Consider the following 21057-nt stretch of genomic DNA (forward strand, 5'->3'; position numbering starts at 1 on the left):
CGAGTCTAACGTCGGTCACGGGGCGCGACAGCCGGGTGGCGCATGACCCAGCGCGAGGTTCACCTCGAGGACGTTCACGCGTGGTTGCCCGAGGAATCCGAACTGTCGGCCCTCGGTGTGCTCGTCGATGACTGCCTCGATCTCCGCGGGTGTGCGACGGTTCTCGCGGGCCAGCCTCGCGACCTGCAGACCGGCGTATTCGGGACTGATGTGCGGATCGAGTCCCGAGCCCGATCCGGTCACCGCGTCGGCCGGGACCTGTGCCGGTGCGACCCCCTCCCGTTCGGCGATCAGCGCACGTCGCGCGGCGACGTTGGTCAGCAGGACCTCGCTGTTGGGTCCCTGGTTGGTCGCCGCCGACGCCGACGGATCGCCGGTCGCCATCGGCTCGCCGGCAGCCCCCAGGACCCGGGCGTGCAGGTACGGGTCGGGCGCACCCGGTTCGACCCGCGGATCGAGACCGATCAGCGTGGATCCGACGGGGCAGCCCGCGGCGTCGGAGACCTGCGACCCCTCCGCGCCTGCGGTGTTCACCCGCGAGATCGCCCACACCGCAGCCGGATAGGCGAGGCCGAGGATCAGCGTGAGACCCAGGATCATTCCCGCGGCGGCGACACATTGCCGGACGAAGCCGGACCAGACAGTGTTCATGACGTCATCCCATTCCCGGAAGTAGACGGACGACGAGGTCGATCAGCCAGATGCCGACGAACGGCGTGACGACCCCACCGACCCCGTATACAGCTAGATTGCGGCCCAACAACTTCGACGCCGTGTCCGGCCGGTAGCGCACGCCGCGCAACGACAGCGGGATGAGTGCCACGATGATCAACGCGTTGAAGATCACCGCGGACACGATCGCCGACTGCGCCGAGTGGAGACCCATGATGTTGAGGGCGTCGAGCTGCGGATAGACGGCGGTGAACATGGCGGGCAGGATCGCGAAGTACTTGGCGAGGTCGTTGGCGAGCGAGAACGTCGTCAGCGCACCCCGGGTGATCAGCAACTGCTTGCCGATACCGACCACCTCGATGAGTTTGGTCGGGTCGGAGTCGAGGTCCACCATGTTGCCGGCTTCCTTCGCCGCCGACGTCCCGGTGTTCATCGCCAGCCCGACGTCGGCCTGTGCCAGCGCGGGTGCGTCGTTGGTGCCGTCACCGGTCATCGCGACCAGGCGTCCGGCGGCCTGCTCGGCGCGGATGAGGTCGAGTTTCTGTTCGGGGGTGGCCTCGGCGACGAAGTCGTCGACGCCTGCCTCGGTCGCGATCGCCCGGGCGGTGAGCGGATTGTCGCCGGTCACCATCACGGTGCGGATGCCCATCGCGCGCAGCTGCGCGAACCGTGCCGTCATGCCCGGTTTCACCACGTCGGACAACGCGATCACACCCATGACCCGGGCCGGTTGCCCGTGGGTGCGAACCCCGACCACGAGCGGTGTACCGCCCGCCGACGAGACCCGCTCCACATCGGCGGCGACGGTGTCGTCGACGGTGCCCTCGCCGGCGGCGACCCATCGGGCGACCGCATCGGCGGCGCCCTTGCGGTACTCGACGAGTGCACCGCCGTCGTCGGAATCCACGCCGCTCATCCGCGTCTGCGCGGTGAACGGGATGGTCGTGTCGGCCCCGCCGTCCGTCGTGACGCCGTACGCGGACCGGCAGAGTTCGACGATGCTGCGGCCCTCGGGTGTGTCGTCGGCGAGGCTGCACCGACAGGCGACACGCGCCAGTTCGTCGACGGACACTCCCGGTGCCGGGTTGAGGTCGGTGGCGCGGCGGTTGCCGTAGGTGATCGTCCCGGTCTTGTCCATCAGCAGCGTGTCGATGTCACCGGCAGCCTCGACCGCGCGTCCCGACATGGCCAGGACATTGCGCTGAACCAGCCGATCCATGCCCGCGATCCCGATCGAACTGAGCAGGGCGCCGATGGTGGTCGGGATGAGGCAGACCAGCAGCGCGATCAGCTTCACCGGATCGGGCGATTGCCCGGCGTACTCCTGCATCGGCGCGACCGCGACCACCGCGAGCAGGAAGATCACCGTCAGGCTGGTCAGCAGGATGTCGAGCGCGATCTCGTTGGGGGTCTTCTTGCGGGCGGCACCCTCGACGAGGGCGATCATCCGGTCGACGAAGGTCTCCCCGGGTGCCGTGGTGATCCGGACGACGATGCGGTCGGAGAGCACCACGGTTCCACCGGTGACCGCCGACCGGTCGCCACCGGATTCACGGACGACCGGCGCGGACTCACCGGTGATCGCCGACTCGTCCACGGTGGCGATCCCGTCGACGACGTCGCCGTCACCGGCGATGACCTCGCCCGCCTCGACCAGGACGAGGTCGCCGACCCGCAGGTCGCTGCCGGAGATCTCCTCGGTCGCCCCGACCCCGGCAACGTCATCACCGTCGATCAGTCTGCGGGCGATCGTGTCGCGCTTGACCTTTCGAAGACTGTCGGCCTGCGCGCGACCACGACCCTCGGCCACGGCCTCGGCGAGGTTGGCGAACAGAACGGTGAACCACAGCCAGGCGGCGACGGTCCAGCTGAACCAGGACGGATGCAGCGCCGCGAGCACGGTGGTGACGACGGCTCCGAGGAACACCACGAACATCACCGGGTTCCGGGCCTGGGCCCGCGGGGCGAGCTTCCGTAGCGCGAGTGGCATCGACGTCACCAGCGAGCGGATGTCGAAGGCGCCGCGCGACACCAGTGGCGATGCCGGTTCATCGGACTTCTCGGCGCCCGGCGTCGCGGGTTCGTCGGTGGGGACGAATTGTGTGGTCACAGGAGTGCCTCGGCGATCGGTCCCAGCGCCATGGCCGGGAAGAAGGTGAGTCCGGCGACGAGCACGATGGTCGCGGCCAGCAGGAATCCGAACAGGAGACCGGAGGTGGGCAGGGTCGAGCGCGCCTCCGACGCACCGACATCCGGAGCGATCTCGGTCGGCCCGGGCATCACCGCGGTCGACGATCCGCTCGCGCGGTTCACCGCGACGGCGACGGGTGCGACGGCAAGTGCAGCGGTGCCGCCGCCGCGCGGGATCTGCCGGGCGAGAAGTCCGGCCAGCGCGAGCACCACCACGATGGGCAGGAACCGACCGAGCAGCATGGCCATGCCGAGCGAGCCCTGGAACCAGTCACCGGTCGCCGTGAGGCCACCGAAGGCGCTGCCGTTGTTGTTGGCCGCCGAGGCGTAGGCATACAGGACTTCGCTGAAGCCGTGGATCGAGCCCGGACTCCCCGGGTCCCCGTTGTTGCCCTGCGCCTCGGTCGTCGATCCCAGGATCATCGAGATCCCGGTGCCGGTCAGCACGAGGGCAGGCATCACCAGCACATACAGTGCCGCCATGGTGATCTCGTGCTGTCCGATGCGTTTGCCGAGGAAGGTCGGCGAGCGTCCGACGAGCAGCCCCCCGATGAACACGGTGATCATCGCCATCACGAGGATGCCGTACAGACCCGACCCGACGCCGCCGGGTGCGACCTCGCCGAGGAGCATGTTCCACAGGACGGCGCCGCCGCCGACCGCCGAGAAACTGTCATGCGCGGAGTTCACCGCGCCGGTCGACGTGCCGGTGGTCGAGACCGCGAACAGGGCCGATCCGGGGATCCCGAACCGGACCTCCTTGCCTTCCAGCATCGCCCCGGCGGCCGCGGAAGCGCTTCCTGCGGTGCGGCTCTCGAAGACCCACACGAGGGTGAGCATCAGCGACCAGATGGCGGCCATCACGGCCAGCAGTGTCAGACCCTGCCGCCGGTCGCGGACCAGGGTCCCGTAGGTGCGCGTCAGGCAGACCGGGATCAGCAGGAGTGCGGTGATCTCCAGCAGGTTCGACAGCGGCGTGGGGTTCGAGAACGGGTGTGCCGAGTTCGCCGACAGCGTCCCGCCCCCGTTGGTGCCGAGTTCCTTGATGGCCTCCTGCGAGGCGAACGGACCGAGCATGCTGCGCGCATCGGCACCGTCGAGGGTGGTCCACCCGAACCCGGTGTGCCAGGACTGGACCAGGCCCTGCGTGATCAGCAGAGTCGCGAGGACCAGGCTGAGCGGCAGCAGGATTCGGATTGATCCACGCACCAGGTCCACCCAGAAGTTCCCGATCTCGCCGGTCCCGCGACGACTCACGATGCCGCGGATGACCGCCATCGCGACCGCCATGCCCACCGCTGCGGAGACGAAGTTCTGGACGGCGAACCCGAGCATCTGCGTCAGGTTGCTCATCACCAGTTCGGGCGAGAAAGACTGCCAATTGGTGTTGCTCACGAAGGAGATGGCGGTGTTGAACGCCATCGACGGCGACACACCCGGCTTGCCATCGGACCAGGGCAGGACACCCTGGAGACGCTGCAGGAGGTAGACGACGAGGAACGAGATCAGCGAGAAGGCCAGCACCGCAAGGGCATAACCCACCCAGGTCTGCTGACGACGCGGGTCGACCCGCGCCATCCGGTACAGGACGCGCTCGACTCGGAGGTCTCGAGCACCGGTGTATACCCGCGCCATGTAGTCGCCCAGCGGGACGTAGGCGACAGCGAGGATCACGAGGAGAGCGGCCACCTGGAGGAGTCCCGCAACAGTTGTGTTCACGCCGTCAGAACCTCTCCGGGAACACGAGCGCGACCAACAGGAACAGCACCGTCGCGGCAGCCAGGGCCAGCAGCACGATGGTGGTCACCCCGTCCGCGGTCACGACTTGGTCCTGACATCGAGGGCTCGCACCGCCGCCACGCACAGGGCGAACCCCGCGAGGGCCGGCAGCACGTACACGAGGTCCGCCACGCAGTCACTCTCCGATCACATCGACACCCACCGTTCGGTGGCCACATCGAAGGATCACGCAACCCGGCCGGCTGCGGGAGAGTCCTTAACGCGTTCCATACGCGGACCGCACGGTTATTGACGCCGCGTTGACGTCTCGCTCGGTCCGCCCGGTCGGGGAGCCTATGCCGCGGGTGTGATGACGATCCCCACGCTGCCGTGCTTGCCGCGGCGGATCTTGCTGCCGAGGATGGTGATCTTGCCGAGCAGTCCGTACTTGCGGGCGATAGCGCGCTTCACGCTGTCGCTGCCGGCCTCGTCGAGCACCTCGGCGGTACCGCTGACGGGTTCGCCGAAGGTCTTGTGGCCCCGAACATCACAGGCCTGTACGACGACGCGGGGGTCGCGCCGCAGGCGCTTGACCTTCCACGAGTCAGCGACGGTCCACATGACGAGACGGTCGCCGTCGAGCGCCGCCCACAGCGGTGAGGTCACCGCGGTGCCGTCCTTGCGATAGGTCGTCAGGCTCACGTACTTGGCCGTGCCTGCTTCGCCGAAAGCCGCCGCGCTCGAGGTCATGCGGCCATGCTACGGGCAAACAGCGCCTGCGAGTGGCCGCTCGACGCGCCCGCGAACCCGGTGCTGTCACCGAGCACCCCGGCGTCGCAGAGTGTCGCCCAGGCGGTGACCTGATTCGCCGACAGGACCGGTTTGCCGAGCTCGGCTTCGAGGCCGGCGAGGATGTCGTAGGTCCAGAGGTTGGTGCAGGACACGAAGATCGCGTCTGCGTCGGGGTGGTCTGCGGCCCGGATGAGGTCTGCGGTCACGGGGTACGGGATCGTCCAGATCTCGTGGTCACGACCGAGTCCCGCCTGCGCGACGACGCCCCGGCCGGATTCGGCGAGGAAGTCGCACAGCAGCCCGGTGAGCGCCGCGGTGTACGGGGTCGCGACCGAGAGCGTGCCGATGTCCAGCGCGTCGAGGGCGCGGATCAGGGCCTCGGATGTCGTCACCGCCCGGTCGGCACCGGCTGCGACCATGCAGTTCGAGATCTCGAGCGCGCCCGCCATCCCGTAGACGAAGCTGCCCGACGCGCAGGCGTAGCCGAAGGAACGGGGTCCGACGGACGACACGGCTCGCACCGCGGCGGCGATCTCGGCGTGATTGTTCAGGTCGCGACACAGTTCGACGTCGACGGGTGCGTCGATGAACCCGGTGCGGGTGAAGTACAGGGACACCGAGTCCGGCATCCAGCGCCACAGCTCACGATCGAGAGCCATGTCGAACGGGCACACCATCCCGATGCCGATCTGGGCGGTCATGCAGGGATGATGGCATATTGTCAGATTGTCTACAATCGCTGGGGATAGGCGGCCCGGAGCGCCGCGTCCACGTCCGCCCGGATCACGCAGTCGTAGGCGTGGTCGTTGACCATGCCGGTCGCCTGCATGAGGGCGAACATCGTCGTCGGACCGACGAACCGCCAGCCACGCTTCTTCAGGTCCTTCGACAGCGCCACCGACTCGGGCGAGGTCGTCATCGAGCCGGGTTCATGCTCCCCGGCAGGGGCGTATCCCCAGAAGTAGGACTCGAGCGACCCGTGCTCGTCGATGAGCTCGATCGCCCGGCGCGCGTTGTTGATCGACGCCTCGATCTTGCCGCGGTGCCGGATGATGCCGGCGTCGGCGAGCAGCCGGGTGACGTCGGCGTCGGCGAATCGGGCCACCTGCTCGATGTCGAATCCCGCGAACGCCGCCCGGAAGTTCTCGCGCTTCGTCAGGATGGTCCGCCAGCTCAGCCCCGACTGGAAACCCTCGAGGCAGACGCGCTCGAACAGCGCCGTATCGCCGGCGATCGGAAATCCCCACTCGGTGTCGTGGTAAGTGGTCTCCGGCTCCCGCGCCGCCCACAGGCAGCGCGCCCGACCGTCGGCAATCGTTATGGTGTCGTCAGGCAAGGCATGCCCCTCTCGTCGCGAGGAGGCTACTCCGCGAGACCGACAGCCCTGCTCATCGCCGCCACGCGGCCCCAACGCATCGTCGTTATCTCACCGTTACCAAGTATTGCGAAACCATCCCGTTGTGTCTCGCGATGATCACTCCACGGCGCCACCCGCCTAGCGTTGGACACATCGCATCGCAGGGCACCCCGGACTCACCGACGACCGGACCCGCGATCGCCACAATCCACCTTCGGCAAGGAGCTTCGTGATGAAAGACACCGATCTGAGCGCCCTCCTCGCCCGGGTGGCCACCGGCGACATGGACGCCTTCGCCCAGTTCTACGACGCGACCTGCGATCGGGTGTACGGCATGACACTGCGCGTGCTCCGCGACCCGGGCTACAGCGAAGAGGCGACGCAGGAGACCTTCCTCGCGGTGTGGCGCAACGCCGATGCCTACGACCCGGCATCCGGTTCGGCGCTCTCCTGGATCCTGACGCTCGCGCACCGCCGAGCCGTCGACCGTGTCCGCTCGGAATCCGCCGCGACCCGGCGCACCGTCGCCTATGGCATCGCCGACACCGGCCGAGAGGTCGACGAGGTCAGCGAGTCGGTGGAGCGACGCGAGATCGCCCGTCTCATCCACACTGGCCTGGAGACCCTCACACCGCTGCAGCGACAGGCCATCGAACTCGCCTACTTCCACGGGCTCACCTACCGCGAGGTCGCCGAACATCTCGAGGTGGCCCTACCGACCGTCAAGTCGCGCATCCGCGACGGGTTGATCCGACTGCGGCAGACCGTGCCCGGCCGCGCCGCCTGACACCGGCCCGCCCCCACCCCCGCCCGTTTCCGCAGACCCCGCTCGACGGCGATCTCCCGCCACCCGAGTGGGGTCGAGTCATGTCGTGACCCATGGGGTCCCGCTGTGTCCTCGACCACACAAATTTTGAGACGCAGGCCAGGTCACAGCCGTTACCACCTCGAGTTCTGTCCGATTCCACCCACCACGTCTCCCGCCGTTCGCGGTGGACAGGCAAAATCATGGGTGGATGTCGCACGGGTACATCCCCGTCGTGATATCGGTAAAGCCGGACCCACAAGGCCGCACACTGAAGCGTCAACCAAGACAGAATCGAGAACACATCGCATGAGTGCCGAACAGCCGACCATCATCTATACGCTGACCGACGAGGCACCCATGCTCGCCACTCACGCGTTTCTGCCGGTGGTGCGCACGTTCGCCGGAGCGGCCGGGATCGCCGTCGAGACGAGTGACATCTCGGTCGCGGCTCGTATCCTCGCCGAGTTCTCCGACCTCCTGCCCGACGACCAGAAGGTCACCGACAATCTCGGTGAGCTCGGCAAGCTCACCCAGGCTTCCGACACCAACATCATCAAGCTCCCCAACATCAGCGCATCTGTCCCCCAGCTCCTCGCCGCCATCAAGGAACTCCAGGACAAGGGCTACGATCTCCCCGACTTCCCGGGCAACCCCAAGACCGACGACGAGCGCGCCATCCGCGACCGCTACACCAAGTGCCTGGGCAGCGCCGTCAACCCCGTTCTGCGCGAAGGCAACTCAGATCGCCGCGCGCCGAAGGCGGTCAAGGAGTACGCGAAGAAGCATCCGCACAGCATGGGCGAGTGGTCGATGGCGTCGCGTACCCACGTCGCCCACATGCGCGAAGGCGATTTCTACCACGGCGAGAAGTCGATGACCGTCTCCGGCGACCGCAAGGTCAAGATGGAGCTCCTCACCGATTCCGGCGAGACCCTCGTCCTCAAGCCCGAGGTGTCGCTGACCGACGGTGACGTCATCGACAGCATGTTCATGAGCAAGAAGGCCCTCATCGAGTTCTACGAGGAGCAGATCGAGGACGCCTACAAGACCGGCGTGATGTTCTCGTTGCACGTCAAGGCAACGATGATGCGCGTCAGCCACCCGATCGTCTTCGGTCACGCCGTCAAGGTCTTCTACAAGGACGCGTTCGAGAAGCACGGCGAACTCTTCGACGAGCTCGGCGTCAACGTCAACAACGGCCTGTCGGATCTCTACAGCAAGATCGAGTCCCTCCCCAGCGCGCAGCGCGAGGAGATCATCGACGACCTGCACAAGTGCCACGAGCATCGTCCCGAGCTGGCGATGGTCGACTCGGCCCGCGGCATCACCAACTTCCATTCCCCCAGCGACGTCATCGTCGACGCCTCGATGCCGGCCATGATCCGCGCCGGCGGCAAGATGTACGGCGCCGACGGCCGCCTCAAGGACACCAAGGCCGTCAACCCGGAGTCGACCTTCTCCCGCATCTACCAGGAGATGATCAACTTCTGTAAGACCAACGGGCAGTTCGATCCCACCACGATGGGCACCGTCCCCAACGTCGGCCTGATGGCGCAGAAGGCCGAGGAGTACGGCTCGCACGACAAGACCTTCGAGGTCCCCGCGGGCGGCACCGCCAACATCACCGACCTCGAGACCGGCGAGGTCCTGCTGACCCAGACCGTCGAAGAGGGCGACATCTGGCGTCTGTGCATCGTCAAGGACGCCCCGATCCAGGACTGGGTCAAGCTGGCCGTCAACCGCTGCCGCGATTCCGGGATGCCGGTGCTGTTCTGGCTGGACCCGTACCGCCCGCACGAGAACGAGCTGATCAAGAAGGTCCACAAGTACCTGCCCGATCACGACACCGAGGGCCTCGACATCCAGATCATGTCGCAGGTGCGCGCGATGCGGTACACCCTCGAGCGCGTCGTCCGCGGCCTGGACACCATCTCGGCCACGGGCAACATCCTGCGCGACTACCTCACCGACCTGTTCCCGATCCTGGAACTCGGCACCAGCGCCAAGATGCTGTCCATCGTCCCGCTCATGGCCGGCGGCGGCCTCTACGAGACCGGCGCGGGCGGCTCGGCCCCCAAGCACGTCAAGCAGCTCATCGAGGAGAACCACCTCCGGTGGGATTCGCTCGGTGAGTTCCTCGCGCTCGCGGTGAGCCTTGAGGACGTGGGCAAGAAGTTCGACGACAAGCGCGCCGTCATCCTGGCCAAGGCCCTCGACACCGCCACCGGCAAGCTGCTCGAGAACGACAAGGGTCCGTCGCGCAAGACCGGCGAGCTCGACAACCGCGGCAGCCAGTTCTACCTCGCGCTCTACTGGGCGCAAGAACTCGCCGCGCAGACCGAGGACGAGGATCTCGCGAAGCACTTCGCCTCGCTGGCCGAGACCCTCGCCGCCAACGAGGACAAGATCGTCGACGAGCTCAACGCAGTGCAGGGTGAGCAGGTCGACATCGGCGGCTACTACTACCCAGACTGGGACAAGACCGCCGCCGTCATGCGTCCGAGCTCGACGTTCAACGACGCACTCGCGAGCGCGCAGCGCTGATCGCCCGGCCTCATGGCGAGGGGTGCCGACTACGGCGCCCCTCGCCATGAGGGATACACGTAGTGTCGGGACATGACCGACGCCGACGTCAACTTCTACTTCGACCCCGTCTGCCCGTTCGCCTGGATGACGAGCACATGGGTGCGAAAGGTGCAGTCCCAGCGCGATTACACGGTCGACTGGCGTTTCATCTCGCTGCGCCTGCTGAACGCGCACGTCGATTACGACGCGCAGTTCCCGCCGGAGTACGAGGCCGGCCACACGGCCGGGTTACGGCTGCTGCGAGCCGCGGCGAGCATCCGCCGCGACCACGGACGAACCGCCATCGGCCCGCTCTATGAGGCGCTCGGTACGCGAATCTTCGACGCGCACACCGGTTCTTACACCGTCGGCGCCACCGACTTCCGCGGTACCGCGGACTTCCTCGGACCCGTTCTGGACGAACTCGGGTTGCCCGCGCATCACCTGGATGCCCTCGACGACACCGCCTTCGACGCCGAGATCCAGGCGGAGACCGACGAGGCCCTGACATTGACCGGCCGCGACGTGGGTACGCCGATCATCCACTTCCAACCGCCCGAAGGCGTGGCGTTCTTCGGGCCCGTGATCAGCCGGCTACCCGGCGACGACGAGGCGATCACGTTGTGGGACCACGTGATCGGGCTGGCGAGCTTCCCGGGCTTCGCCGAACTCAAGCGCAGCCTGCGGGAGAAGCCGCAGCTGCGGGCCTTCGGCGTATCCGATGACGAGACGGGCGTCGAGGAGGACTGGCACGGCGGAAGCCGGCGCACCCACAAGTGAGCCTGGACGTTCCTACTTGAACGGGTTGAGCGTCCGGCCGAGAAAGTACTGGACACCCGGCGGGAGCGGCCGCGCAGCCGCCGTCACCAGTTTGTTCACCGTGCCGGTGACGCACACCGCGTCGCCCTTCATCACCGCGTTCCACCCCTCGCGCACGACGTCCTCAGGTTCTTGCCACAGCACACCCGGCAGCCGGTCGGCGGTCTTGCGGGTCTCGGCGCCCATCGCGTCGTGGAACTCGCTCCGGGTGAATCCGGGACACAGCGCCGTCACGTGGATGCCGTGCGGCTTCAGCTCCATGTCCAGCGACTGCGACATCGTCAGCACATACGACTTGATGGCGTTGTAGAGCAGGCCCTCCGGCGGTGGCAGCAGCGCCGTGATGGATGACAGGTTGACGATCCGCCCCCACCCGCGCTCCTTCATCCCCGGGAGCACTCGATGGGTCAGCTCGGTCAGCGAGGTCAGCATCAATTGGAGCTGACCTCCCACCTCCTCCCACGGTGTCTCGCCGAACTTCGTGCTCAACGACATCCCGGCGTTGTTGATCAGCACGTCGATCCCCGACCCCAGCTCGTCGACGTGTTCGATGATCGCGGCGGGCATCGCGGGATCGGACAGGTCGCCGACGAAGTTCTCGCATCGGACACCGTGTTCTCGACGCAGTCGCGCGGACAGGTCATCGAGCCGCTCGGCTCGGCGGGCGACCAGGATGAGGTCGTATCCCTGTCCTGCGAGATGGTCTGCGAACGTCTTGCCGATGCCGGCGGAAGCGCCGGTGATCAGGGCCGTGCGGTGGTCAGGCGACCCGTCTCGATCCGATGACATAGCGGACTTTCTCCTCGATGGACGATGCCGCGAGTTCTACCAGGGCGCACGTCGCGTCATTGGCGACAACAGCAGGATTCGTTCCAACGCCCGGCCGCCGGTCTCAGGACACGTGACCGTACGGGTGCCATCCGGAGGGGTTCCATTTACCGCCGCGCTCCCGCCGGACCTCACGCAGGCTGGTGCCCACGTACCGGGCCTCGAGCTCGGCGTCGGGTCTCCCGGTGTACACCCACCGCTTCGGATCGAGGTTTCCCTCGGCAAACCGATGGTGCGTGTCGAGTCCACAGCGGGGATAGGTACCGATAGGCTACGTCGGCAACGATTGGCTCCGCCTGCGCTAACGAGAACCGCAAGGACGTACGTACAGATGGCTGAAGCAACGCTCTTTGACCACGACAAGATTGGTCACATCCTCGCCGACAATCTCTTGATAGTCCCGCGCTTCCAACGCAGTTTCGCATGGGACTCAGCTAACGTTCGTGAGTACCTTTCTGATCTTGCGCAGGCACGGCGGGCTGGCAGCGACTATTTCATAGGGACAGTAGTCTTCGCCGACTCCGGTGACGGCGAAGGCCGAAAACAGATCGTGGACGGGCAACAGAGATTTGCCACAACCGCGATCCTGCTCGCCGCGATCCGCGACAAACTGTTTGAGTTTGACAAGGGCCGTCAAGCGCAAGAAATCCATGACCGGTATCTGAAGGGATACATACTTCACGCCGATGACATTCTCGAGCGACTGGTGCTTAGTAGTTCCGACCAGCCAGCGTACGATCTGATTCTCGACGGGGACTTGTCGAATCTCGACCCGAACGAATCGTTGGCCATCGCATACGAAACCTGCAGGCAGCACTTGGATGAAATCGCACCAGAGCCTGACGATTATATGCGCCTAATCGAATTCTCGAGTCAACTTGAAAGCGATGTCCAGGTGCTTGTAGCCGTGGCGTCTGACCTCCCCGAAGCCTACGTCATTTTCGAGACTCTCAACGACAGAGGGGCCGATCTTACGACCGCTGACCTTCTAAAGAACTATCTGTTCAGTTCGGCAAAATCATACTTCAATATGATTGAAAGTAGCTGGTCTATCTTAGAGTCGGGATTCGACAGTCCGGATGATCTCGTCAAGTTTATCCGATATGAGTTCGTCTCTCGAAACGGCCCAGTTGCGACCCGACGTTTATACAGGGCGATCCAAGCCGAATTGTCTGGCCGAGCTACCGAGGTTCGGCGCTACGTGACTCGCCTCCTCCATGCGAAGGAGATCTATCTCGCCGTCCGCGAGCCTGAGAGCAGTTTTTGGACGTCAATTAACGTCGATGCCTCGGATGCCCTTCTCGCCTATCGCCGATTCGGTTTCGAAGCCAGCATCCCGGTCCTGCTCGCGGCGTTTCAAAAGTGGCCCACTAGAAAGGCCGCAAAGCTGCTCATCAAAATGGCGGCATGGTCGATACGTGCACAAGTATCTGGACTACTGGGCGGCAGCGTCCCCGAGGAAGCACTCGGAAGCGCTGCCATGGGTATCAGTGACGGATCCTTGCGCAATCAAACCGAGGTCCGGCAAACGCTCCAGCGAATCATTCCGGAGGACGAGTTATTCAAGAAGTCTTTTGTGACATATGGTGATGTCCAGACTGGTCGGGCTAAGTATCTACTTGCGATGCTCGAAAAGACGCACTTGGAGAAGAAAGGGATCGAGTCCGCTCCTATTGAGTGGAATTCACGCAAGGTGACCGTTGAACACATCGGATCACAGTCCGATAAATCGTCACCAATAGCAACCCGCACAAACCACATCGGCAATCTTGCTCTACTTGAGAAGAGGCTAAACGCCAGAGCCGGAAGTCGTAGCTTCGATGAAAAGAAACAAGTCTACCGCGAATCTTCCTTCGAGCTGACACGTGCGATCGCTCGACGGCGGGCATGGACCGTGGACCGTATAGACCGTCGGACGCGTGAGCTTGCAGACTTGGCCGTTCTAGCGTGGCCCGGGGTATAACAGGAACACCGACCGGTGACGACATCCGCGCTCGTTTCAGCAGTCCCAAACGGAACCGGACTGCAGTAGGCGATTGAGCTCGCCACGGGCGTCCCGCGCGCACTAGCGGCCGTTACGGAACGTGCCCGTAGGGGTGCCAGCCGGACGGATTCCACTTACCGCCGCGCTCCTGCCGGACCTCCCGCAGGCTGGTGCCCACGTACCGGGCCTCGAGCTCGGCGTCGGGTCTCCCGGTGTACACCCACCGCTTCGGATCGAGGTTTCCCTCGGCGTCGCGATAGGACTCCCAGTAATCGACGCGATGGACCGCGCGGACGAGGTCGTCGGCGAAGACCAGGACGGGCAGGTCGGGCACGGTCCGGTGCGGTCCCGCGCGCCAGGCGCTGCGGGCGGATTCGTAGATCACATCGGCGGTGGCATCGCTGCGGGCAGATGCGTCGACCTTCACCAGTACGCACGGCTCGGGCAACGGCGGCGACACCGGGGCGGCGTATCGCAGGACGAGTTCCTCGATGCGCCGCGGGCCGAGCGCGTCCGGCGTGTCCGGCGTGTCCGGAAGCCTCGACCCAGCCAGCGAGATGATGTCGAGTCCCGAGCGTCGCAACGAACTCGCATGCAGCTCGGCGGAATTCGCAGTGCCGACGTCGTACCGCACGATCCAGTGTTCGACACCGAACCCGTCGGCGTCGATGTCGCGGATGCGCTCTTCGATCGATGCCGCGGCTTCTGCCGGATCGTCGTCGCCGACAACGTCGGCGGGGTCGGGTGCGTCGCCCGCCAACGCGGCGGCGGCATGGCGGTAGACGCGGTTCCCGCGGCCGGCGTCGACGTGGAACACCGTGGCGTCACGCGGATCGACAAGCGCATAGACGTAGACACCGAGCACCGATTGCACCTCGTGGGGAACAGGTTTCGGAGCACCGGGCGCGGGGACACCGACCGGCCGCAACAGGGCGAGCACCTCGTCGACCACCGACGGCCGGACCCCGAGCCCCCCGGCGGTGATCCCGCCGAAGACGACCTCGCCGGCGCGCTCCCGGTCGATGAACCGCCGGCCGGCGAATCGGTCGACGGCGCGCACCACATCGGCGACCTCGGCGCGTCGGGCCACCGCACTGCGGGAGGCCGTGCGCCCATCGTGCGGGTCGAGCATCTCCGCGAACGCCGACGACGAGAGGAAATCGCCGAGCGCCGTCCGGGGCAACTCGACCGCATCGATCCTGTGCACCGCCATGGTCGCATGATGCCAGCACTCGATACACAAACCCGCCAAGCGCTAGTGTACGTTTGTACATGTACATACGTACATTACGTTCTGAGAGGACAGACATGACGGAGGCACCACCCCGCCGCCGACGCGATCCCGAGGAACGGCGGCGCACGATCGTCGAGGCCGCCGCCACCCTCATCACCGAGGTGGGCTCCGAGGGTCTCACCCACCGACTCGTCGCGAAACGCGCCGGTGTGCCGCTCGGTTCGACGACGCAGTACTTCGCCACACTCGACGATCTGCGCGAGGCCGCGCTCGCCCGCCTCGCCGACGACATCGACTCGGGCCTGGCCGAGGTGGCGGAGACACTCGATGAGCACGGGCCGTCGGCGGTGGTCTTCGCCGAGGCGCTGCACGACTACATGTCCGACGAGCGCCTGATGCGCGCCGACCTCGCACTCGTGTCCGCGGCGGTGATCGATCCCGCACTCCGTCCCCTCGCGGTTCGCTGGCCCGACGGACTGGTCGAGATGCTCGCGCCCCACGTCGGGTCCACGGCTGCCCGCGCGATCGCCGCCTACACCGACGGCGTGGCGATGCACGCACTCCTCTACGGGACGCCGTTGTCGATCGACGACCTGACCGCCGCCCTCACGGCCCTGACCGGGCTGTCCTCCACCGAGCGAAACCGGAGCCGACGATGACCCAGCGATCCGCAACCGAGACCACCAGCGCAGGAGGCCTGTCCTTCCGGCGCCGATGGGCGTCGGCCGCCGTACTGTCGGCCAGCCTGCTGGTCATCACGGTCGACCTGACGATTCTCAACGTCGCACTCCCCGACCTCGCCGGCGACCTTCGCCCGACCGCCGACCAGCAGCTGTGGATCATCGACGCCTACTCGCTCGTCTTGGCCGGCCTGCTGCTGTCCATGAGTTCCCTCGCCGACCGGTGGGGCCGAAAGCGGATGCTGGTCACCGGATTCGCGGTGTTCGGTGGCGCGTCGGCGCTGGTTCTGCTGGCCGACTCACCCGAGGCGGTGATCGCGGTGCGGGTGCTGCTGGGCGTCGGCGGCGCGATGATCATGCCGACCACACTGTCGTTGTTGCGCAGCATCTTCACCGATCCGGCCGAACGCGCGACCGCACTCGGACTCTGGGCCGCGGTGTCGGGTCTCGGTGCGGCCGTCGGCCCGATCGTCGGAGGTGTTCTGCTGGAGTACTTCTCGTGGCGTGCCGCGTTCCTGGTGAACGTCCCGTTGATGGTCGTCGCCATCGTCGCGGCCGTGCTGATCCTGCCGGAGTCGAAGCATCCGCAGCCGGGGAGTTGGGACGCCGTCGGCGCCCTGATGTCGATCGTCGGGATGGTCGCCCTGGTCTGGGCCATCAAACGATTCGCGAAGGAGGAGAGCCTTCTCGCGCCGGCCGCCTGGCTGGCCCTGCTGGGCGCGGTCCTCGTTCTGGCCCTCTTCGTGCGGCGCTGCCTGCGTCGCACCGAACCACTGCTCGACGTCTCCCTGTTCCGCAGCCGTCCGTTCAGCGCCGGTGTCCTCGCCGCGCTCGGCTCGATGTTCGGCCTGGCGGCCGCACTGCTGCTGCTGGCGCAGTGGCTGCAGCTGGTCGAAGGCCACTCCCCGATCGCGGCCGGCGTCCGATTGCTTCCGGTGGCGGGAGCGGCGATCGTGTCCTCGATGATCGCCGCCCCGCTGTCCCGGATGATCGGCGCACGGGCCGTCGTGGCCGGCGGCATCGGGATCGCCGGTGTCGGGATGGCGTTGATGTCGCTCGGCTCCGACGGGCTCGCCTACGGCACGGTCGCCCTCGCCCAGGTGCTCGTCGGATTCGGCATCGGCTCGCTGGCGATCGCCTCGGCGATGATCATGGCCGGAACCCCGGATGCGAAGGCGGGCAACGCCGCTGCGCTGGAGGAGACCGCCTACGACCTCGGCAACGTGCTCGGCGTCGCCATCCTGGGCAGCGTCGCGTCGATCCTGTACCGGTCATCGCTGACGGCCGAACCGATCCCCGGCGTGCCCGCCGACGCAACCGAGGCCGCTGCCGAATCCCTCGGCGCTGCTATGGGTCTCGCCGAGGCCGCCGGCGCCCCGGGTCTCGCGGAGCGGGCGGCGACGGCGTTCACCGACGCGATGCAGGAGACGAGCCTGATCGGCGGGCTCACGCTCGTCGCCGTCGCCGCGGCCGTCTTCGTGCTCGTTCCGCGCGGCACGGATGTGACTACCGCACCGCACTGACCAGGCACACCAGAAGTAGGCCGTCGGCGCAAGACACCAGCCCTGTCACGCCAGCGTTGCTGTCTGTGCGGGCGATCAGCCGCCATGTGCCTGGCGCCCCCCCACCGCCGAGGCCAGCAGGCTGTCCTTCTCGAGTGATGTACCCAGGTTGTGCGCATCGCTCCAGGCCGACGAAGTTCCCACGGTGGCGGATTCTCGAGTTGCGCAGCTGCCTCTCACGGCCCTGGCAAGTGGCGGAACCACAGATAACATGGCGAAGCTCCAACGATGGCTCAACAGACGCCACTGGATGGATGTAAGAGGCCGTCGCCCGAGCTATCGCAGTAGCTGTATCCGTGGGCCACGGCCGCGACAGTGTGTCCGTGGCGGAGGACTGCGCGCACATCGGCACGAACTGATCACCAGCGCCCAGTTCCAGCAGCAGGGCGTGACCCGCAGGGATCAATTGCTGCCCAACGCGTCGACCCGGAAACGCACCAGCGGTGGACAGACAACCACGGCCTCCCGGTATCTGGGTCACTCGATGGCGTTGTCGTTTGACGACGTCGACACTGTCGCCGGCGTGCGTGTGCCCCCCCGGCCGCGGCGATCCGCGACTCCTGGTCAGGACACCGTCGTCGCCTCGTTGATGATCTCGCCGGCATCGCCTCGCTGCACTTGAGCACCCCGATCGCAACGCCATCGCACGAGAGATGTCCAACGTCACTGCGAAGTGTGAAGACTCGGCCGCTGCGACCGTCGAGACCCCGCCATGACACGATTAACGGCCCGAGAGGCGCAACCCTCCTCGGTGGGTCGTCGCGTCACACCCGATCCGCACGTCCGCCGTCCGCAGCTGCGTCACCGCACGCTGAGCAATGCCGAGACCGCTGCGGCAACTGACGATAACTTTTCGACGATCGCATCGATGTTCACCTCCGTGATCCGATACCGGGGCACCGTCACGGTGATTGAGCCGTAGACCATGCCGTCGATAAAGAACGGGACAGCGATCCCGGCGGCGTCTGGAATTCGTTCACCCTCGCCATAGGCCCAGCCGCGTTCGCGGATCTCGAGGAGTTCTTTCGAGAGTTCGTCGCGATCAACGATGGTGTTGTCGGTTATCGCCGGCATCTCGATCTCGTCCAGAATCGTGCGGGGCAGTTGGGCAAGAATGGCCTTGCTGGCTGCTCCGGCATGCATGGGCATGTCGATTCCGGTGGCGAGACCATACTGCAGCGGCTGAGGCCCTGTGGCCACGAAAGTCATGACCGCGGTGCGGGTCGCGGGTTGGTACTCGCTGAAGCCCACCGCCTCACCGATCTCCATGGCGGCGCGCCGTAGAAGTGGTGCGACCATGTCGGTGAGGTCGGTGACGGGTCCTAGCACGCTGGCCCACCGGAGAAAGTGGGGTCCGGCAACGTAGCGCTCTGTCGCGGTTGTTGTCAGCGCGAGCGAGGTCGTGGTCTCAAGTAATTTCGTCGCGGTGGCGCGGTTGAGGTTGAGTTGACGTCCGAGTTCGCGTCCCACCGTCGACAGGCCGCCCGGCCGGTCGATCAGGCGTGCCAGTAAGTGCTCGAGGCGAGCGGTGGCGTTCGGTCGCGGTGCGGGCCCTTCATGCGAAACGCGGTCGGCGTTGCGGACCGCCATCGAGGTTGCGGCATAGGCGATTTTGCGGGCCGCTTCGACCACATGCGGGGCGAAACTCTCCAGGTCCGTGAGCTCGGTGTTGTAGCGCGGACGGGTGACCGAGACGGCGGCGACGATGCCACCGAACCGAAGGGACGCGGCGACACCCGCGGCGAGCGGGAAATGCTGACCGATGCTGATGACGTAACCGCGGGCACCGTCCTCTGTTGCTCGTTGAGTGATTGCCTCGGGGTCGGTCAGTGTGTCGGCGGTAAAGACGGGAAGTTCCGAAAGTAGTGCGGCACTACCGATTTCGGCGAGGATGGCCTCGCCCGCTGCGCCAGCATGCAACGGCAGGACGGTGCCGGGATCGAGTTGGTAGCGCACCGGCCCAGCGGCTGCGTGATGTGCGGCGACGAAGGCCTGCGGATTTGGCCAGTCGTGCACGGCCAGGATCGCCGTGGCTTCCCATCGCAGTGACAGCTCCTTGATGACCGGCGATGCCGCCACCAGGAGCGGGTGACTTGCCAACAGGCGGTCAGCCAGGACGTGCAGTCGAGGCCCGGTGCGGTAGGTGCCGGCCACTGTGCGTTCAGCGAGTTGTGCATCGACGAGTGCCTGTAGCGTCCGGTTGACATTGCTGCGACCCTCGCCAAGTCGTTCGGCCAGCTCCCGCACTCCCCATCCGGAATCGCGGCGGTCGACCACCAGTCGGTCGATCGCACTGACGGCACGGCTGTAGCGAGCGCCGTTCCCTTCGCCACTGCCCCCAGTACCGGGACCCACCGTTGCTTCACCCCTTCGGCGTCGACTGTCGAACTCACGCGGGTCCATCTTCTCGTCCATCTCACTCGTCCAGGGATGCGGGTTGACTTTTTTTGTGTCCCGGCACACACTCGTGTGCAGTCTTCGGGACAGTGTCCCAGTTTTTAGCCAGGAGGAATGATGGTAGTTGCAATGGAGCCGCCGGAGGTTTTCGACGAGGAGCGCCGCCGTAAGGCCAAGAAAGCCACGGCGACGGGCGCGTTCGGCACGTTCATCGAGTACTACGACTTCAGCGTTTACGGCTATGTCGCCGCGACGCTCGCTGTGGTGTTCTTTCCTACCGACGACCCGGTCATCGGTCTGCTGAACACCTTTTTGGTGTTCGGTCTCGCGTTCCTCGTCCGCCCGCTTGGAGCGATCTTCTTCGGCCGCCTGGGTGATCGACGCGGTCGTCGTACCAGCCTGATCGCGAGCATCCTGTTGATGAGCGTCGCCGCAGCGCTGACCGGCCTGCTGCCGGGATATGACCAGATCGGCATCGCCGCACCGATCCTGCTGGTCGTCCTGCGCATGCTGCAGGGTTTCTCGACCGGCGGCGAGATCGGCGGCGCCGCCTCCTACATTCGTGAGTGGGCTGAACCGGAGCGCCGGCCGTTCTACATCTCGTTCGTCCCTGGCATCGCACAGCTGGGTAAGGGGGCCGCCGCCGGCGTCGCTGCGCTGGCAGCCGCGATGCTGCCCGCTGAGGGCATGGAGGACTGGGGTTGGCGAATCCCGTTCCTGCTTGCAGTGCCGTTGGGTGTGCTGTGCCTGATCATGCGCCTGAGGGTCGAGGACAGCCCCGAGTTCGCAGCGGCCAAGGCGGGCGACAACACCACCGTCTCGCCGTTCAAGAAGGTCGTGGCGGAGCACCGCGCCCCGCTGAGCAAGGTCGTGGCGATCTCCACGGTGCAGAACGTCGGCACCTACATCGGCACCGTGTTCATCGCGACCTACCTGAGCACCATGCTCGACTTCTCCAAGGCGCAGGCATCTACCATCGTGTTGCTCGCGGTGCTGTGCGCTTCGATCTTCATTCCCCTGTCCGGGCAGCTCGGCTCCAAGATCGGCGCCCGCAAGCTCCTGCTCGCGTCTTACGTCCTGTACATGGTGGTCACTATTCCGTCGTTCCTGCTGATGGCGCAGGGCAGCGTCGGTATCGCGATCGCCGGGCTGATCTTGGGCATGGTCCCCTACGCGCTGTGCCAGGCCGGCACCTACGCCTCGATCACCGAGTTCTTCCCCGTGCAGGTCCGTCACACCGGCGTAGCCTTCGGCCACAGTGTCGGTGCCGTTCTCGGCGGTGGCGCCGGTCCGTACGTCGCGACGTGGCTTATCGATCAAACGGGAAACAACTTGATGCCGGCGTTCCTGCTAGTCGGTTTCGGACTCATGGGCCTGCTCGTGGTGGGTCTGACCGTTCGGCTCAACACCAATAGCAGCCACCTCTACAGCTAGACGACAGCGAGCCGAA

17 protein-coding genes and 1 pseudogene are annotated in these 21057 nt (G+C 66.1%); 7 read left to right on the plus strand and 11 right to left on the minus strand.

The window, feature by feature from the left end; translation table 11 throughout:
* Positions 1–15: 15 nt before the first annotated feature.
* The 7 genes from MHN80_RS23270 to MHN80_RS23300 all read right to left on the minus strand — a co-directional run bounded on the left by MHN80_RS23270 (position 16) and on the right by MHN80_RS23300 (position 6709).
* Positions 16–651 (minus strand): potassium-transporting ATPase subunit C, encoded by a 636-nt coding sequence (locus tag MHN80_RS23270; protein ID WP_239403843.1) that lies wholly within the window; start codon positions 649–651, stop codon positions 16–18.
* Positions 652–655: 4 nt separating this feature from the next.
* The gene (gene kdpB / locus MHN80_RS23275; protein WP_239403844.1) at positions 656–2782 is read right to left on the minus strand and encodes a potassium-transporting ATPase subunit KdpB; all 2127 of its coding nucleotides are present in this window, start codon (positions 2780–2782) and stop codon (positions 656–658) included.
* Entirely contained in the window at positions 2779–4581 is a 1803-nt protein-coding gene (kdpA, locus tag MHN80_RS23280) for a potassium-transporting ATPase subunit KdpA (protein WP_239403845.1), read from the minus strand. Before kdpA ends, kdpB begins: the two co-directional genes overlap by 4 nt.
* A 4-nt stretch (positions 4582–4585) precedes the next feature.
* Positions 4586–4684, minus strand: a complete 99-nt coding sequence (locus MHN80_RS23285) for a potassium-transporting ATPase subunit F (RefSeq protein ID WP_082932005.1) — start codon at positions 4682–4684, stop codon at positions 4586–4588.
* Between the two features lie 251 nt (positions 4685–4935).
* Positions 4936–5331, minus strand: coding sequence for a PPOX class F420-dependent oxidoreductase (locus tag MHN80_RS23290; protein ID WP_004021310.1), 396 nt, complete (start codon positions 5329–5331; stop codon positions 4936–4938).
* A complete protein-coding gene (locus tag MHN80_RS23295; RefSeq protein WP_101819704.1) occupies positions 5328–6074 on the minus strand; it encodes an Asp/Glu/hydantoin racemase in 747 nt (248 codons plus the stop codon). The genes MHN80_RS23290 and MHN80_RS23295 overlap by 4 nt, the downstream gene beginning before the upstream one ends.
* Before the next feature lie 29 nt (positions 6075–6103).
* Entirely contained in the window at positions 6104–6709 is a 606-nt protein-coding gene (locus MHN80_RS23300; protein WP_004021308.1) for a DNA-3-methyladenine glycosylase I, read from the minus strand.
* Positions 6710–6962: 253 nt separating this feature from the next.
* Here MHN80_RS23300 and sigK point away from each other — a divergent pair, with 253 nt between their 5' ends.
* From sigK to MHN80_RS23315, 3 genes are all read left to right on the plus strand, one after another.
* Complete coding sequence (gene sigK, locus MHN80_RS23305; RefSeq protein WP_004021307.1) at positions 6963–7517, plus strand: ECF RNA polymerase sigma factor SigK; 555 nt, start codon at positions 6963–6965, stop codon at positions 7515–7517.
* 327 nt (positions 7518–7844) lie between these two features.
* A complete protein-coding gene (locus MHN80_RS23310) occupies positions 7845–10082 on the plus strand; it encodes an NADP-dependent isocitrate dehydrogenase (RefSeq protein ID WP_239403846.1) in 2238 nt (745 codons plus the stop codon).
* A 72-nt stretch (positions 10083–10154) separates the two neighbouring features.
* Entirely contained in the window at positions 10155–10883 is a 729-nt protein-coding gene (locus MHN80_RS23315) for a hypothetical protein (RefSeq protein WP_239403847.1), read from the plus strand.
* 12 nt (positions 10884–10895) lie between these two features.
* Here MHN80_RS23315 and MHN80_RS23320 read toward each other — a convergent pair whose 3' ends face one another.
* Together MHN80_RS23320 and MHN80_RS25835 are read right to left on the minus strand one after the other, a co-directional pair.
* The gene (locus tag MHN80_RS23320) at positions 10896–11711 is read right to left on the minus strand and encodes an SDR family oxidoreductase (RefSeq protein ID WP_239403848.1); all 816 of its coding nucleotides are present in this window, start codon (positions 11709–11711) and stop codon (positions 10896–10898) included.
* Between the two features lie 103 nt (positions 11712–11814).
* Positions 11815–11973 (minus strand): annotated as a pseudogene (locus tag MHN80_RS25835) (GIY-YIG nuclease family protein); the annotation flags it as partial.
* A 108-nt stretch (positions 11974–12081) separates the two neighbouring features.
* On the opposite strand from MHN80_RS25835, the gene MHN80_RS23325 reads away from it, so the two are divergent.
* Complete coding sequence (locus MHN80_RS23325; protein ID WP_239403849.1) at positions 12082–13713, plus strand: DUF262 domain-containing protein; 1632 nt, start codon at positions 12082–12084, stop codon at positions 13711–13713.
* A 112-nt stretch (positions 13714–13825) separates the two neighbouring features.
* Here the strand turns inward: MHN80_RS23325 and MHN80_RS23330 are convergent, their stop codons facing one another.
* The gene (locus MHN80_RS23330; RefSeq protein WP_239403859.1) at positions 13826–14932 is read right to left on the minus strand and encodes a GIY-YIG nuclease family protein; all 1107 of its coding nucleotides are present in this window, start codon (positions 14930–14932) and stop codon (positions 13826–13828) included.
* Positions 14933–15042: 110 nt separating this feature from the next.
* Between MHN80_RS23330 and MHN80_RS23335 the strand changes: the two genes are divergently transcribed.
* Positions 15043–15627: a TetR/AcrR family transcriptional regulator gene (locus MHN80_RS23335; protein ID WP_239403850.1), complete on the plus strand. Its 585-nt coding sequence runs from the start codon at positions 15043–15045 to the stop codon at positions 15625–15627.
* Complete coding sequence (locus MHN80_RS23340; RefSeq protein WP_239403851.1) at positions 15624–17171, plus strand: MFS transporter; 1548 nt, start codon at positions 15624–15626, stop codon at positions 17169–17171. Before MHN80_RS23335 ends, MHN80_RS23340 begins: the two co-directional genes overlap by 4 nt.
* Positions 17172–18011: 840 nt before the next feature.
* On the opposite strand, the gene MHN80_RS23345 is transcribed toward MHN80_RS23340, so the two are convergent.
* Positions 18012–19625 (minus strand): IclR family transcriptional regulator, encoded by a 1614-nt coding sequence (locus MHN80_RS23345; protein WP_239403852.1) that lies wholly within the window; start codon positions 19623–19625, stop codon positions 18012–18014.
* Between the two features lie 111 nt (positions 19626–19736).
* On the opposite strand from MHN80_RS23345, the gene MHN80_RS23350 reads away from it, so the two are divergent.
* Positions 19737–21041, plus strand: a complete 1305-nt coding sequence (locus MHN80_RS23350) for an MFS transporter (protein ID WP_239403853.1) — start codon at positions 19737–19739, stop codon at positions 21039–21041.
* Positions 21042–21057: the final 16 nt, after the last annotated feature.

It is taken from the genome of Gordonia sp. McavH-238-E, from assembly GCF_022348225.1.
Classification (GTDB): domain Bacteria; phylum Actinomycetota; class Actinomycetes; order Mycobacteriales; family Mycobacteriaceae; genus Gordonia; species Gordonia terrae.